The organism is Streptosporangium sp. NBC_01810, assembly GCF_035917355.1.
Lineage (GTDB): Bacteria > Actinomycetota > Actinomycetes > Streptosporangiales > Streptosporangiaceae > Streptosporangium.
In genome coordinates this window covers 5,779,005-5,792,808 of the sequence record NZ_CP109070.1, presented here as the reverse complement: position 1 = coordinate 5,792,808, position 13,804 = coordinate 5,779,005, and the positions used below count along the sequence as shown (strand labels likewise).

The window sequence follows — 13,804 nt, the reverse complement described above, 5'->3', positions numbered from 1 at the left end:
ACACTCATGGCGGACAAGCCCACCAAAGGCCTCGCCGATGTCGTAGCCGCGTCCACAGCGCTCAGTGACATCGACGGTCAGGCCGGTCGCCTCTTCTATCGTGGCTACGACATCCACGATCTGGCCGACCGCACCACCTTCGAAGAGATCGCCCACCTTCTGCAGTACGGCGCACTCCCCACAGGGGAACAGCTGTCGGCGTACGAGGAGGAGCTGGTTCGAGGACGTACGCTCGGCAGACTCGTCGAGGCCAACATCCCGGAGATCGCGGAGAAGCAGGCCCCGATGGAGGCGTTGCGCACACTGGTCTCGCTGGCCGGAGGTGATGATCCGGACAAGGACTCCAACGACCCCGAGGCGAACCTGCGCAAGGCCGCCAGGCTGACCGCGCAGCAGCCGATCCTCGTCGCCCGCTACCACGCGGCCAGGACCGGTGCCGTCATCCCCGACCCGGACCCCGAGCTGAGCGTGGCGGCGAACTTCCTCCTCCAGATCACCGGCCGTACCCCCGGTGAGCGCGAGGTCGAGATCTTCGACACCTGCCTGGTCCTGCACGCCGACCACACGATGAACGCCTCCACGTTCGCCGCCCGTGTCTGCGCCGCGACCCTGTCCGACATGCACTCGGCCATCGTGGCGGCCATCGGCACTCTCAAGGGGCCCTTGCACGGCGGCGCCAACGAGCAGGTCATGCGCACCCTGGAGTCGCTCGACGCGGGCACCGTCGCCCAGTCGGTACGCGACAGGCTCGCCGCGGGCGAGAAGATCATGGGCTTCGGGCACCGCGTCTACAAGACCGAGGACCCGCGCGCCACGCACCTGCGCCAGATGTCGCGGGAGCTCGGCGAGGCCTCCGGTGACGACACGTACTACCGGATGTCGAAGGAGATGGAGGAGGTCGTCTTCGAGACCAAGGGCCTCTATCCGAACGTCGACTTCTACGCGGCGACCGTCTACCACTACCTCGGCATCCCGACGGACCTGTTCACCCCGGTCTTCTCGGTCAGCCGCATGTCAGGATGGACCGCGCACGTCATCGAGCAGCACGCCGACAACCGGCTGATCCGCCCGGACAGCGAGTACATCGGCGAGCGGGACCAGAAGTGGAAGCCGATCGCCGAGCGATGAGCCGGAATCAGATGCGAGAGCGGGGGGTGGGCCGATGAACGCGCGAGCGGTGAACGCGAGCGAGGAGCGTTGGGGGCCGTATCCGCTGGTGGTGGCCGGTGCGGCCGCCGCAATGGTCTTCGCCGTGCTGCTGGACATGCCCGAATGGGGCGGTTTCGCCCTCGGCGCCGTCATGACGCTGGGGGCGCTGGCCCGGCTGGCCGGAGGTGGGCGGCTCGCCGTGCGCCGCAAGGCCACGGACGCCCTCACCCTCGCCGTCCTCGGAATCGCCCTGATGGCGGGCGGGCTGATCCTCGAGTTTCCGGCTCTCATGCCGATGCGATAGGTCGGAGGAACGGGTACGCCGCAAGGCGGCCGGCCCCGTCCGATAGCCTCAACGGCCAGTGAGCCTCAAAAAGGACTGTCTGGCCAATTTAGTTCAGAAGGGGAACCACACGCATGCCCAAGATCAAGGTAGAGGGCCCCGTCGTCGAGCTTGACGGCGACGAGATGACCCGGATCATCTGGCAGTTCATCAAGGACCAGTTGATCCTTCCCTACCTCGACGTCGACCTGAAGTACTACGACCTCGGGATCGAGCACCGTGACGCCACCGACGACCAGGTGACGATCGACGCCGCCAACGCGATCAAGCAGTACGGCGTCGGCGTCAAGTGCGCCACGATCACCCCTGACGAGGCTCGGGTCGAGGAGTTCGGCCTCAAGAAGATGTGGAAGTCCCCGAACGGGACCATCCGTAACATCCTCGGCGGCGTCATCTTCCGCGAGCCGATCATCATGTCCAACGTGCCGAGGCTCGTCCCCGGCTGGACCAAGCCGATCATCATCGGTCGTCACGCGTTCGGCGACCAGTACCGCGCCACCGACCTGAAGATCCCCGGCGAGGGTACCCTGACCCTCACCTACACGCCCAAGGACGGCTCGGAGCCGATCGAGCTCGACGTCTACGACTTCCCCGGCCCCGGCATCGCGATGGCGATGTACAACCTGGACGACTCGATCCGCGACTTCGCCCGCGCCTCCATGCGGTACGGCCTGTCGCGCGGTTACCCGGTCTACCTCTCCACGAAGAACACGATCCTGAAGGCCTACGACGGCCGCTTCAAGGACATCTTCGCCGAGGTCTTCGAAGAGGAATTCGAGGCTGACTTCAAGAAGGCGGGCATCACCTACGAGCACCGCCTGATCGACGACATGGTCGCCGCGGCGCTCAAGTGGGAGGGCGGATACGTCTGGGCCGCCAAGAACTACGACGGCGACGTCCAGTCCGACACCGTCGCCCAGGGCTTCGGCTCGCTCGGGCTGATGACCTCGGTCCTGCTCACCCCCGACGGCCGGACCGTCGAGGCCGAGGCCGCCCACGGCACGGTGACCCGTCACTACCGTGAGCACCAGAAGGGCAACCCCACCTCCACGAACCCGATCGCCTCGATCTTCGCGTGGACCCGGGGCCTTCAGCACCGCGGCAAGCTCGACAACACCCCCGCAGTGATCGACTTCGCGGACAAGCTGGAGCAGGTCTGCGTCGAGACCGTCGAGGGCGGTCAGATGACCAAGGACCTCGCCCTGCTGGTCGGCGGCGACGCCAAGTGGCTGACCACCCAGGACTTCCTGGCGGCGCTGGACGAGAACCTGAAGAAGAAGATGGCCTGACCGGTATCCGGTCAACCCCCGGCAGCAAGGAGAGGGCCGCCCCACGGCGGCCCTTTTCCGCGTTCTCCCGTGCTCTCGCCGTACGGCGGGGGCACGGGGGCGGCAGGGTCACGGGGCCGCCACGGCCCCCAGGACGATCGGGGCGTCGGCGGGGAGGCCGGGCAGGGGGCGCGCCCGTCCGGTGACGGCGTCCACCCGGAAGAGGCCGAGGGGTTCGCCGCCGGCCCTGGCGCTCATCCTGACGACCACCTCGCGGGTGTCCAGCCAGCTCACCATCTCGGCGCCGGCGGGTTGTTCCGTCTTGGGGAGCGGGAGCCGCCTGAAGACCCGCCGCGACTCGGTGTCGATGACATGGAGGCTGTGGGGCTCCTCGCCCTTCCCGGTGACGATCGCGGCGGAGTATCTCCCGCTGGGAGAGTCGGCCCAGGTGTCGTACCTCTTGCCGAGCCAGGCGGCGGCCTTCTCGGTCGGGGGCAGCTGCCCCGCGGACACGGACGTCAGGTCGCCGGTCGTGAAGTCGGTCCGCAGACGACGCTCGCCGAGCGTGACCGTGAAGTGGCGGCCGTTGGAGGAGACGCTCACCAGCGTGCCGTTCTCGGTGTCGGCGGAGGCGAGAACCGGCGACAGGTAGCGCTTCACCCCGCTGCCGAGGTCGTGGGCGACATAGCGGCGCTCAGCCGCGCTGAGGTAGGCGATACGGCGCCCGTCGTGGCTGATGGCGGGAACCAGCCGAGGGTGCTCCCCGCCGTCGCCGCGCGCGAGGCGCTGGGCGGCGTCGGGGACGCTCACCGTCGACTCGCAGGGATCCGAGCCCTCGCACCCGGAAAGGCCGGGAGTGGAGTCCTCAGAGCCGCTGGGGACCAGTTCCAGGGTCCAGCCCGCGCAGGTGACGTCACCGGCCCGCGCCGGGGGCGTGCCATCCGTCTGGACGCCCGGGCCGGGACACCGTCCGGGAACCGCGTAGCGGATCACCGAGGAGGTCCGCGGCGCCTGCCACGGCGCCGGGGTGGTGCTCGGTTCGGGGCTGGAGACCGCTCGTACGGGCTCCTGGGCCTGTGCCGCGTGCGGCCGGTTCCGCTCGCCCAGCGCCGAGTTCCACACCTCCGCGCGCTGGAGCATGACGAAGGCGGCGATCAGGCCGACCGGTACGAGCGCCGCCGCCACGGCGAGAAGGGCTCCCCGGTTGCGGCGCCGCCTGAGCGTGCGCATGGCCCGGGCGCCGAGGTCGGGGACGGACGCCTCGCCCGCCGCGGTGGCCATCCTGTTGACGAGACGGCTCTCGTTGCCCTTGGTGAGGGCCTCGACCCCCTCGGCGATCTCCGTCTGCACGGCCTTCTCCGGCATCCCGAGGACGGTGGCCATCTCGGCACGGCTCCTGCCGTCGTGCAGGCAGGCGACGATGAGGAGCCGCTGCCGGGGCGGGAGCCGCACCAGAGCGGTCGATCCGGCGGCGCTGGGCCGTGCCAGGAAGCGGCGGTAGAGCGCGATCTGGGCATGCGTGGTGGGGTTCTCCCACACCGGCGGCGGCCAGGAGAGGGCGACCGTGTGGAAGGAGCGCAGGGCGAGACGGATGGCCTGCTCGTGGCTACCGGTGAGAAGAAGGGCGGTGCCGACGAGGGAACGCTGATCGCGCTGCACGAACTCGCGATAACCGATATATCGGCGCATGGAAGTTTTTGCTCCGGCTTGCCTGAGGGACGTACAACGGTAGCGATCTAAGCGGCTGGAGCGCCAGATTGGGGTGAATGTCGGAGATTGGGGAGTGGGTGTGTCTGGCATCTCACCATGACACGGGCTGGAGACATGGCCACGTTGTGGGAAAACTGAGGTCACGTCGGGATAACAAAGGGAGGGGGCGGGTCATGGCGCCGTAAAGTTTGCCATGTCGGAGATTACGAGACCGTGGGGACGATGATGTCGGAGATCGCGCCACTGGAAGCGGGAGAGCCGCGCCAGCTCGGGCCGTTCCGTGTCGTCGGGAAGATAGGCGAGGGCGGACAGGGCATCGTCTACCTAGGGATCAACGCCGCGGGGGAACGCGCGGCGATCAAGCTGCTGCACGTGAAGTTCTCCGGCGACGCCGTCGCCAGGTCCAGGTTCGCCAGGGAGGCGCGGGCGGCCCAGCGGGTCGCGTCCTTCTGCACGGCGGGCGTCCTGGACGCCGACCTCAAGGGCGACACCCCCTACATCGCGAGTGAGTACATCGAGGGCAGGTCGCTGCGCGAGGTCGTGGAGACCGACGGTCCTCTGCGGGGCGCCGCGCTGCAGCGGCTGGCGATCGGCACGGCCACCGCGCTCACCGCGATCCACCACGCCTCGATCGTGCACCGCGATTTCAAACCGGACAACGTGCTCATCGCCGCCGACGGCCCCAGGGTCGTCGACTTCGGCATCGCCCGCATTCTCGACTCCACCGGCACGATCACCAGCCGGGCCATCGGCACTCCCGCCTACATGGCGCCCGAGCAGATCTCCGGCTCCGCCGTCGGGCCGCACAGCGACGTCTTCGCCTGGGGGGCGACCATCGCGTTCGCCGCGACCGGCGAGACGATCTTCGAAGGAAGATCGATCGCCGTGGTGCTCAACCGCATCCTCAACCACGAGGTCGACCTCGGCTCGCTGCCGCAGCCGCTGCGCGGTGTGGTCACCTCGGCGCTGGCCAAGTCACCCACCGCCCGGCCCTCGGCGGACCAGATCCTGCTCAGGATGCTCGGTCACCCCGAGACGGTGAACGCCTCGCCCGCGATCCTCACCCAGGGCGTCAAGGTCGCCACCCCCGACGAACTACGATCTCGCGCCCAGAACCGTGATCAGGGCCGCGACGAGCCCCAGGTTCGCGATCAGGGCCGCGACCAACCCCAGGTTCGTGATCGGGGCCATGATGAGCCCCAGAACCGTGATCAGGGCCGCGATCAGCCCCAGGTTCGTGATCAAGGCCGCGACCAACCCCGGTCCCGTGCCCAGGATCAGGGGGTCGACGACGACGCGACCAGTCTCATGCGCACCCCGAGTCACCGGACGAACGTCCCAGGTGAGCCGGTTCTTCCGTCCACCGGGTTCCGGATGGGATATTCCGCCCAGGACCAGCCCTTCCGGCCTGGACAGGAGGGTGCCGGCGGTACGGGTGGTCAGGGGGGCCGGACCGGGCGGTCAGGCCAGGGCGAACGCCGTGAAACCTCCGACCAGGGTGATCTCCCGTCCTCGCACGGCCCCGCGGAGAACCCGCCCCACCCCGACCACCGCCCTTCGGAGCGCCGCCCACCGAGCTACGGTGAGTACCCGTCCTCTCCCGGCTACCGGGAACACGGCTACCGGGAACACGGCTACCGGGAACACCCTTCGGCTCCCGGCTACGGCGACAGCCCGGTGTCCCCGGAACAGGCCGGAGAGGTGCCGCCGCCCAGCTGGCAGGTGTCCGCGACCCGTGTCAGTGAGCCGAAGGCGCCGCGGCGCCCGCGCGGGAGGCGCTGGATCGCCGTCGGGGTGGCCGTACTGCTGATCGCGGGGGCGACGGTCGCCGCGATTCGCTGGTGGCCGAGGACCGTCTCCCAGGGCGAGCCGGCCGAGACCGCCCGCCCCTCATACACCTCGGTGGTCGACAAGGCGGCCAAGACGGGCAAGCTCACCATCGGCGTGCGTGGCTTCCTTCCCGGCATCGCACTGAACAACGGCGGGAAGTGGGGCGGCTTCGAGATCGACCTGGCCCTTGAGATCGCCAAGGCCCTGGGGGTGCCGGAGAGCGGCGTCACCTTCAGGTCCACCGCCCGCTCCGAGCGGCCGAAACTGCTGGCGGACGGTGACATCGACCTGGTCCTGGCGACCTACTCGATCAACGACACCGACGACGTCACCTTCGCGGGTCCCTACTACCTCGCCCACGTCGACGCCCTCGTCAAGGACGGCTCGCCGATCGTGACCGTGAAGGGCCTGGAGGGCAGCCGGATGTGCCAGCCGGCCGCCAGCGTCTCCGTGGCCGCGATCCAGGGCGCGGTCGAGCGGCTGACCCTGGTCCCCGCCGAGACCTACTCCGAGTGCGTCGACAAGTTGCGGGCCGGTGAGATCGACGCGATCCCCGGCGACGACCTGCTGCTGGCCGGCTTCGGTAACCGGGAGAACATCCGCTACAAGCTGCTCGGCCTCAAGCTCACCGACGAGCGCTACGCGGTGGCCCTGAAGAAGGGCGACGGGCGCGCCTGCGAGGCCGTCAGGGGAGCGATCGCCGCCCTCTACCAGGACGGCACGGTCCGCAGGCTGCTCGACAAGCACTTCTCCAGGGTCGAGTTCCCCGGACGGGAAAACCACCTCCCCGCCATGGCCGCCTGTTCCTAGCGCGACGTTCCTCGTCGGATCAGGGCACTCGCCGGATGGTCGTCCAGCGTGGACGGGTAACATCCGAGCGTCACAATTCATCCTTCGAGTGGGGGAAGGTCATGGCCCAGACTCCCGTAAAGGTCACCGTAACCGGCGCCGCCGGTCAGATCGGCTACGCGCTGCTTTTCCGCATCGCCTCGGGCCAGCTGCTGGGCGCCGACGTCCCGGTCAAGCTGAGTCTCCTGGAGATCCCGCAGGCGGTGAAGGCCGCCGAGGGCACCGCGATGGAGCTCGACGACTGCGCGTTCCCGCTGCTGAGCGGCATCGAGGTCACCGACGACGCGAACACGGCGTTCGACGGCACCGGCGTCGCACTGCTGGTCGGTGCCCGCCCCCGGACCAAGGGCATGGAGCGCGGAGACCTCCTCCAGGCCAACGGTGGCATCTTCGGCCCGCAGGGTAAGGCGATCAACGACAACGCGGCGGACGACATCCGCGTGCTGGTGGTCGGCAACCCGGCCAACACCAACGCGCTCATCGCCCAGCAGCACGCCCCGGACGTCCCGGCCGAGCGCTTCACCGCGATGACCCGTCTCGACCACAACCGCGCGCTGTCCCAGCTCGCGGCCAAGCTCCAGGTCCCGGTCAGCGAGATCAAGAAGATGACCATCTGGGGCAACCACTCCGCCACTCAGTATCCCGACCTCTTCCACGCCGAGGTCGGCGGCAAGATCGCCGCCGAGCTGGTCGACGAGACCTGGCTGCGCGACACCTTCATCCCCACCGTCGCCAAGCGCGGCGCCGCGATCATCGAGGCCCGTGGCGCGTCCTCGGCAGCCTCCGCCGCCAACGCGGCGATCGACCACGTCTTCGACTGGGTCAACGGCGCCGACTGGACCTCGGCCGCGATCCCCTCCGACGGCTCGTACGGCGTGCCCGAGGGGCTCATCTCCTCCTTCCCGGTCGTCTCTCGCGGCGGCAAGTGGGAGATCATCCAGGGCCTGGAGATCGACGCCTTCTCCCGCGAGCGGATCGACGCCACGGTGCGCGAGCTTGAGGAGGAGCGTTCCGCGGTGCGTGAGCTCGGTCTCATCTGAGTCGGAACTCGAACAGGGCCCCGGCGTGCCGGGGCCCTTTTGCGTCCCCCTGCGTCGGGGTGTCGCAACGACCTCTTGAACCGAGGCATGCCGGGGCCCTTTCACCTCTCAGGTCACCGGAGTGCGTCAGGCTCCCGGAACGCCCGGACGGCAGCGGGAAAAGGCGGCGTGTCGATCATCGCGGAGCGGTGTGTCCCGGCGTTCAATGATCACCTATGGTCGGGGGATCGCTGTTCAGGGAGCACGTCGCGGTACAGGTCGTCGCAGGGGTGATCTGTCTCGTGCTCGCGGCGGTACCCCGGACGGCGCTCGCCTCGCCGGAGGACGAGGGCTGGGGCGGCGCCGACCTGTCGGTGCGGCTGACTGTCTCCCCGAAGCGCGCGCAACCGGGACAGCCGCTGACCTACCGGGCCGAGGTGCGCAACGCCGGCCCCGGAGACGCGGTGCTGCCGCTGCTCACGGTCCGGCTGCCCGAGCAGGTGGAGGTGATCGGGGTCGATGTCGCCGAGTGTCTCCCCGGTGCCATGGCCGGTGAGGTGGTCTGCGCCGCGACGAAGGACGTTCCCGCCGGGCAGAGCGGCGGGGTGGCGATCAACGGGGTGGTGAGGTCCGGCGCGCGGGGCCCGCTGAGGGCGAGCGCGACGCTCTCCTCCGAGGTCGTGGACGACGACGAGACGAACAACCGCTCCCAGACGCTGACCGAGGTGGACGACGGTACGGACCTCGCGGTCAGGCTCTCGCGCGCGGCGCGCGCGGGCCGTCTGGTCACCGTGGCCGCGGTGGTGCGCAACCGCGGACCGCGGCGTGTCCACGACGCCGGGGTCTTCTTCGACACCGGCGGCGCGCGCCTCATGTCGGCGAGGGGGGCGCGGTGCGACTCCCAGCTCGCCTACGTCGGTTGCAGGCTGCGTACGGTCGGCGCGGGCAGGCGGGTGAGTTTCATGCTCGCCTTCGTGGCCCGCAGGCACGCGCCGCGGGCCGAGGCGACCGTCTACTCCCTGCGGCTGGGTGACCGCCGTCCGGCCAACAACACGGCTCGCTTCAGTTTGAGGTAGGCGTGGCACCCCCGGGCGGCGTGTGGCCGGGTTCCGGCCGTACGTCGCCGGAGGTCACCTCCCCGGCCGCGGTGGGCGGGCGCCTTGGGTATGGCGGGAGCGGGTGCGGCGGGAGACGGTCAGCGGATCAGGGCGGCCCAGGCGTCGGCGACGATGTCACGGACCGACGGGTGTTCGGGCTTCCAGCCGAGCTCGCGCTGGATCTTCTCGGAGGAGGCCACCAGCACGGCCGGGTCACCGGCGCGGCGCTCGCGCACGACCGCGGGGATCTCGTGGCCGGTCACCTCGCGGCAGACCGACAGCACCTCGGAGACCGAGAAGCCGGTCCCGCTACCCAGGTTGTAGATCTTGTGCTCGCCCGGCGAGCAGGCATCCAGGGCCAGCAGGTGGGCCCTGGCGAGGTCGGCCAGGTGGATGTAGTCGCGCACGCATGTGCCGTCGGGGGTCGGGTAGTCCGTGCCGAACAGGCTGACGGACTCGCGCTCGCCGAGCGGGACGGCGAGGATATTGGGGATCAGGTGGGTTTCCACGGCGTGACGCTCGCGGTAGACGTTGCCGTCCCCGGCGGTGTAGGCGCCGCCCACGTTGAAGTAGCGCAGGCTCACCGCGGCCAGGCCGTACAGCCCGGCGAAGGTGCTCAGCGCCGTGTCGACCGCGAGCTTGGACGCGCCGTAGGGGTTGGTGGGCCGGGTCGGGTCGGTCTCGGAGATCGGGGAGCGCTCCGGCTCGCCGTACGTCGCGGCGGTGGAGGAGAAGACGATTCTCCCCACCCCGGCGCCCCGCATGGCGTCGAGCAGGGTCAGGGTGCCGCCGAGGTTGTGCGCCCAGTAGAGGCCGGGACGCTCCACGGACTCGCCGACCAGGGACCTCGCCGCGAAGTGGAGCACGCCGTCGATGCCGTTGAGCACTCCGGCGGCCTCGGTGATCGACCCCTCGACGAAGCGGGCGCCCGGTGGCACCGCGTCGGCGTGGCCGGTGGAGAGGTCGTCCAGCACGGTGACCTCGTGGCCCGCCTCGACGAGTTGTGCCGCCACGGCGCTGCCTATGTATCCGGCGCCTCCGGTGACGAGCAGCTTCACAAGGCCTCCTGTTTGATGTTGTTTGTACTTGTTTATTTTTGTAACTCTACGCCAGCATATGCTGGCACATCAAATATCGGCCACCGCCGGAACCGGCGAGCGCCATGACGGAGACGATCTCGTGAACAGCGTCCTGGCGAACATCGCCTTGGTCATGCTCTTCGTACTGATCGGAGGCTTCTTCGCCGCAGCCGAGATGGCCATGGTCTCCCTCAGGGAGAGCCAGGTCAGTCGGCTCGACACTCGCGGGCGCAGGGGGGCGAGGGCCGCCAAGCTCGCCCGGGACCCCAACCGCTTCCTGTCCGCGGTGCAGATCGGCGTCACCGTGGCGACCATGCTCTCGGCCGCCCTGGGCGCCGACACCCTCGCCAGGGACCTCATCCCGGTGGTGACGGGCTGGGGGGTGCCGGGGGCCGTGGCGGACCCGCTCGCCCTGGTGCTGGTGACGCTGGTGATCTCGTACGCCTCGCTGGTCCTCGGCGAGCTCGCGCCCAAGCGGATCGCCCGGCAGCGCGCCGAGGGGATCTCCCTGCTGGTCGCGCCGTTCCTGGACAGGATGGCCGCGCTTTCGCGGCCGATCATCTGGGCGCTGTCCAAGTCCACCGACGGGGTGGTGAAGCTGCTCGGCGGTGACCCCGGCACCGACCGGGAGGAGATCTCCACCGAGGAACTGCGCGAGATGGTGGTGGGCCACCAGGAGCTCACCGACGACGAGCGCCACCTGATCGGCGAGGTCTTCGCGGCGGGCAAGCGGCAGCTCCGCGAGGTGATGCTGCCGCGTACCGAGGTGGAGTTCATGGCCGTCGACACGCGGCTGGCCGAGGCGGCGATCCTGGCCGCGGCCATGCCGCACTCCCGCTTCCCCGTCTACCGCGACTCCTATGATGACATCGTGGGTTTCGTCCACATTCGTGACCTGCTCGACCCGGTGCTGACCGGGTCCATCGAGCCGATCAGCGAGCTGGTGCCGATCCGCCCGATCAAGCTGGTCCCCACCAGCAAGCGGGTGATGGCCACGCTGTCGGAGATGCGCAGGGAGGGACACCACCTGGCGATCGTGGTCGACGAGTACGGCGGCACTGCGGGCATCGTCACCCTGGAGGACCTGGTCGAGGAGCTGATCGGCGACATCCGCGACGAGCACGACGTGGCGAACGAGCACGTCGTGCTGCCCGCAGGGGAGGTCGAGATCGACGGGCTGGCCAACCTCGACGAGGTGGCGGCCGAGAGCGGGATCCGCCTGGCCGACGGCCCGTACGAGACCCTCGGCGGGTTCGTCATGTCGAAGCTCGGCCACCTGCCCGCGCTGGGGGAGCGGGTGGAGATCCCCGGGTTCGAGATGAAGGTCACCGGCATGGACGGCCGCCGGGTCGCCAGGGTCAGGATCAAGCGGAGCACTTCACGCACCGAGGCACCGACCACTCCCGACAGCTGACAGAATTGGTGGCTATGGCCAGTCCTCGCGTCCTGTCGGGAATCCAGCCCACCGCCGACTCCTTCCACCTGGGAAACTACCTCGGTGCGGTGCGGCAGTACGTCGCGATGCAGGAGGGCTACGACGCCTTCTACTGCGTCGTCGACCTGCACGCGATCACGGTGGACTACCGCCCCGATGAGCTGCGCAGGCGCAGCAGGGTCGCCGCCGCCCAGCTCTTCGCCGCCGGTCTCGACCCGGAGCGGTCCACGGTCTTCGTGCAGAGCCACGTCCGCGAGCACACCGAGCTGGCCTGGGTGCTGATCTGTCTCACCGGCATGGGCGAGGCGGGGCGGATGACCCAGTTCAAGGACAAGTCGGCCAAGCACGGCGAGAGCTCGGCCGGCGTGGGGCTGTTCACCTACCCGATCCTGCAGGCCGCCGACATCCTGCTCTACCAGGCCAACAAGGTGCCGGTCGGCGCCGACCAGAAGCAGCACCTGGAGCTCACCCGCGACCTCGCGCAGCGCTTCAACCACCGCTTCGGCGAGACCTTCACGGTGCCCGAGCCGCACATCGTCAAGGGGGTCGAGAAGATCACCGACCTTCAGGAGCCGACGGCGAAGATGTCGAAGTCCTCCTCCTCGCCCGCCGGCATCCTCGACCTGCTGGAGCAGCCGGGGCCGCTCCGCAAGAAGGTGATGCGCGCGGTCACCGACACCGGTTCCGAGGTCCTCGCCGACGACGAGAACAAGCCGGGCATCACCAACCTGCTGCGCATCCAGTCCGCGCTGAGCGGGACCCCCATCGGTGAGCTGGAGGCCCGCTACGCCGGGCAGGGGTACGGCACCTTCAAGAAGGACGTCGCCGAGCTGGTGGTCGACACCTTCACCCCGATCCGCGAGCGGACCGAGAAGTTGCTCGCCGACGAGGCCGAGCTCGACAGGATGCTCGCCGTCGGGGCCGCGCGGGCCCGCGCGGTGGCCGCCGAGACCATGGCCAAGGTCCGCGACCGGGTGGGCTTCCTGCCCACCCCGTGATCCTCCGTGCACGCACGGCTGCTTTTTCACCGCCGTCCACGATCGGTACGGCGGTGATTGGGTAGGGGGCGCACGTGGCAAGTGTGATGGAACGTGTGCAAGCGGGTCGTGAACGGTTCAGAGCGGTGCTGAACGCGACCCGGATCAGATGGCCCTGGTTCGACCATCTGGTCAGGACCTTCCATCGCTACCAGATTCAGTCCGGCGACCGGCTCGCGGGAGCGATCAGCTACTTCGCCTTCCTGTCGTTCTTCCCGATCATCGCGCTGGCCTTCGCGGTGTTCGGCTACTTCCTCTCCGTCAGGCCCAACGCCACCGCGCCCCTGCGGGAGGCGATCAACCAGTACCTGCCGGGTCTCGCCGACAAGCTGCCGATCCAGGAGATCGCCGACTCGCGGGCGAGCGCGGGCGTCATCGGCCTGCTCGGGTTGCTCTACGCCGGGCTCGGCGCGGTCGACGCCCTGCGCGGCGCGCTGCGTGAGATCTCCATGACGACCGAGCCGCCGCTCAACTTCTTCCTGGCCAAGCTCAGGGACCTGTCGGCGCTCGTCCTCCTCGGCACCACCATGGTCGTCTCGGTGCTGGTCGGCGGTTTCGCCACCCAGGCCAGCGGGACCGTGGCCGGATGGCTGGGCCTGTCGGAGTCGGTGGTCGGCACGGTCACGATCCGGCTGGTGGGCGTGGCGGTCAGCGTGCTCGCCGACGTCGTCGTCTTCCTGATCATCCTGCGCTGGCTGGGGCGCTCCAGGCAGCCGCTCCGGGTGCTGCTGCGCGGCGCCCTGTTCGGCGCGGTCGGCTTCGCGCTGCTCAAGCAGCTCGCGGCGCTGATCCTGGCGCACACCCTGAACAATCCCGTCTACGGGGTGTTCGCCGTGGTGGTCGGCCTGCTGGTGTGGATCAACCTCTCGGCCCGGGTCATCATGTACGCCGCCGCCTGGACCGCGACGGCCTCCCTCGGCCCCCCGCCCTCTCCCACCCCGATCCCGGCCAACGCCATCCCCACCTGACCACCGGTGTGAGGCCGGGG

Annotated in this window: 11 protein-coding genes; 9 read left to right on the top strand and 2 right to left on the bottom strand. The window is 69.5% G+C overall.

The features are described 5' to 3' along the window. Positions 1-6 precede the first annotated feature (6 nt). The 3 genes from OIE13_RS25555 (at position 7) to OIE13_RS25545 (ending at position 2,781) form a co-directional block, all read left to right on the top strand. Entirely contained in the window at positions 7-1,128 is a 1,122-nt protein-coding gene (locus OIE13_RS25555; RefSeq protein ID WP_326635793.1) for a citrate/2-methylcitrate synthase, read from the top strand. 34 nt (positions 1,129-1,162) lie between these two features. Next, entirely contained in the window at positions 1,163-1,453 is a 291-nt protein-coding gene (locus OIE13_RS25550) for a DUF3017 domain-containing protein (protein ID WP_326635795.1), read from the top strand. A 113-nt stretch (positions 1,454-1,566) separates the two neighbouring features. Then, on the top strand, positions 1,567-2,781 hold the full coding sequence (locus OIE13_RS25545; protein WP_326635797.1) for an NADP-dependent isocitrate dehydrogenase: 1,215 nt from the start codon (positions 1,567-1,569) through the stop codon (positions 2,779-2,781). Positions 2,782-2,889: 108 nt separating this feature from the next. Here the strand turns inward: OIE13_RS25545 and OIE13_RS25540 are convergent, their stop codons facing one another. Further along, positions 2,890-4,449 (bottom strand): sigma factor-like helix-turn-helix DNA-binding protein, encoded by a 1,560-nt coding sequence (locus OIE13_RS25540; RefSeq protein ID WP_326828836.1) that lies wholly within the window; start codon positions 4,447-4,449, stop codon positions 2,890-2,892. Positions 4,450-4,692: 243 nt separating this feature from the next. Between OIE13_RS25540 and OIE13_RS25535 the strand changes: the two genes are divergently transcribed. The 3 genes from OIE13_RS25535 to OIE13_RS25525 all read left to right on the top strand — a co-directional run bounded on the left by OIE13_RS25535 (position 4,693) and on the right by OIE13_RS25525 (position 9,244). Next, on the top strand, positions 4,693-7,110 hold the full coding sequence (locus OIE13_RS25535) for a protein kinase domain-containing protein (RefSeq protein WP_326635801.1): 2,418 nt from the start codon (positions 4,693-4,695) through the stop codon (positions 7,108-7,110). A gap of 101 nt (positions 7,111-7,211) precedes the next feature. Continuing rightward, entirely contained in the window at positions 7,212-8,189 is a 978-nt protein-coding gene (locus OIE13_RS25530) for a malate dehydrogenase (protein ID WP_326635803.1), read from the top strand. A 215-nt stretch (positions 8,190-8,404) separates the two neighbouring features. Next, on the top strand, positions 8,405-9,244 hold the full coding sequence (locus OIE13_RS25525; RefSeq protein ID WP_326635805.1) for a hypothetical protein: 840 nt from the start codon (positions 8,405-8,407) through the stop codon (positions 9,242-9,244). Between the two features lie 119 nt (positions 9,245-9,363). On the opposite strand, the gene galE is transcribed toward OIE13_RS25525, so the two are convergent. Then, a complete protein-coding gene (gene galE / locus OIE13_RS25520) occupies positions 9,364-10,323 on the bottom strand; it encodes a UDP-glucose 4-epimerase GalE (RefSeq protein WP_326635807.1) in 960 nt (319 codons plus the stop codon). A gap of 121 nt (positions 10,324-10,444) precedes the next feature. Here galE and OIE13_RS25515 point away from each other — a divergent pair, with 121 nt between their 5' ends. The 3 genes from OIE13_RS25515 to OIE13_RS25505 all read left to right on the top strand — a co-directional run bounded on the left by OIE13_RS25515 (position 10,445) and on the right by OIE13_RS25505 (position 13,784). Continuing rightward, entirely contained in the window at positions 10,445-11,758 is a 1,314-nt protein-coding gene (locus tag OIE13_RS25515) for a hemolysin family protein (protein ID WP_326635809.1), read from the top strand. A 14-nt stretch (positions 11,759-11,772) separates the two neighbouring features. After that, a complete protein-coding gene (gene trpS / locus OIE13_RS25510) occupies positions 11,773-12,777 on the top strand; it encodes a tryptophan--tRNA ligase (protein WP_326635811.1) in 1,005 nt (334 codons plus the stop codon). Between the two features lie 86 nt (positions 12,778-12,863). Next, positions 12,864-13,784, top strand: a complete 921-nt coding sequence (locus OIE13_RS25505; protein WP_326635813.1) for a YihY/virulence factor BrkB family protein — start codon at positions 12,864-12,866, stop codon at positions 13,782-13,784. Positions 13,785-13,804: the final 20 nt, after the last annotated feature.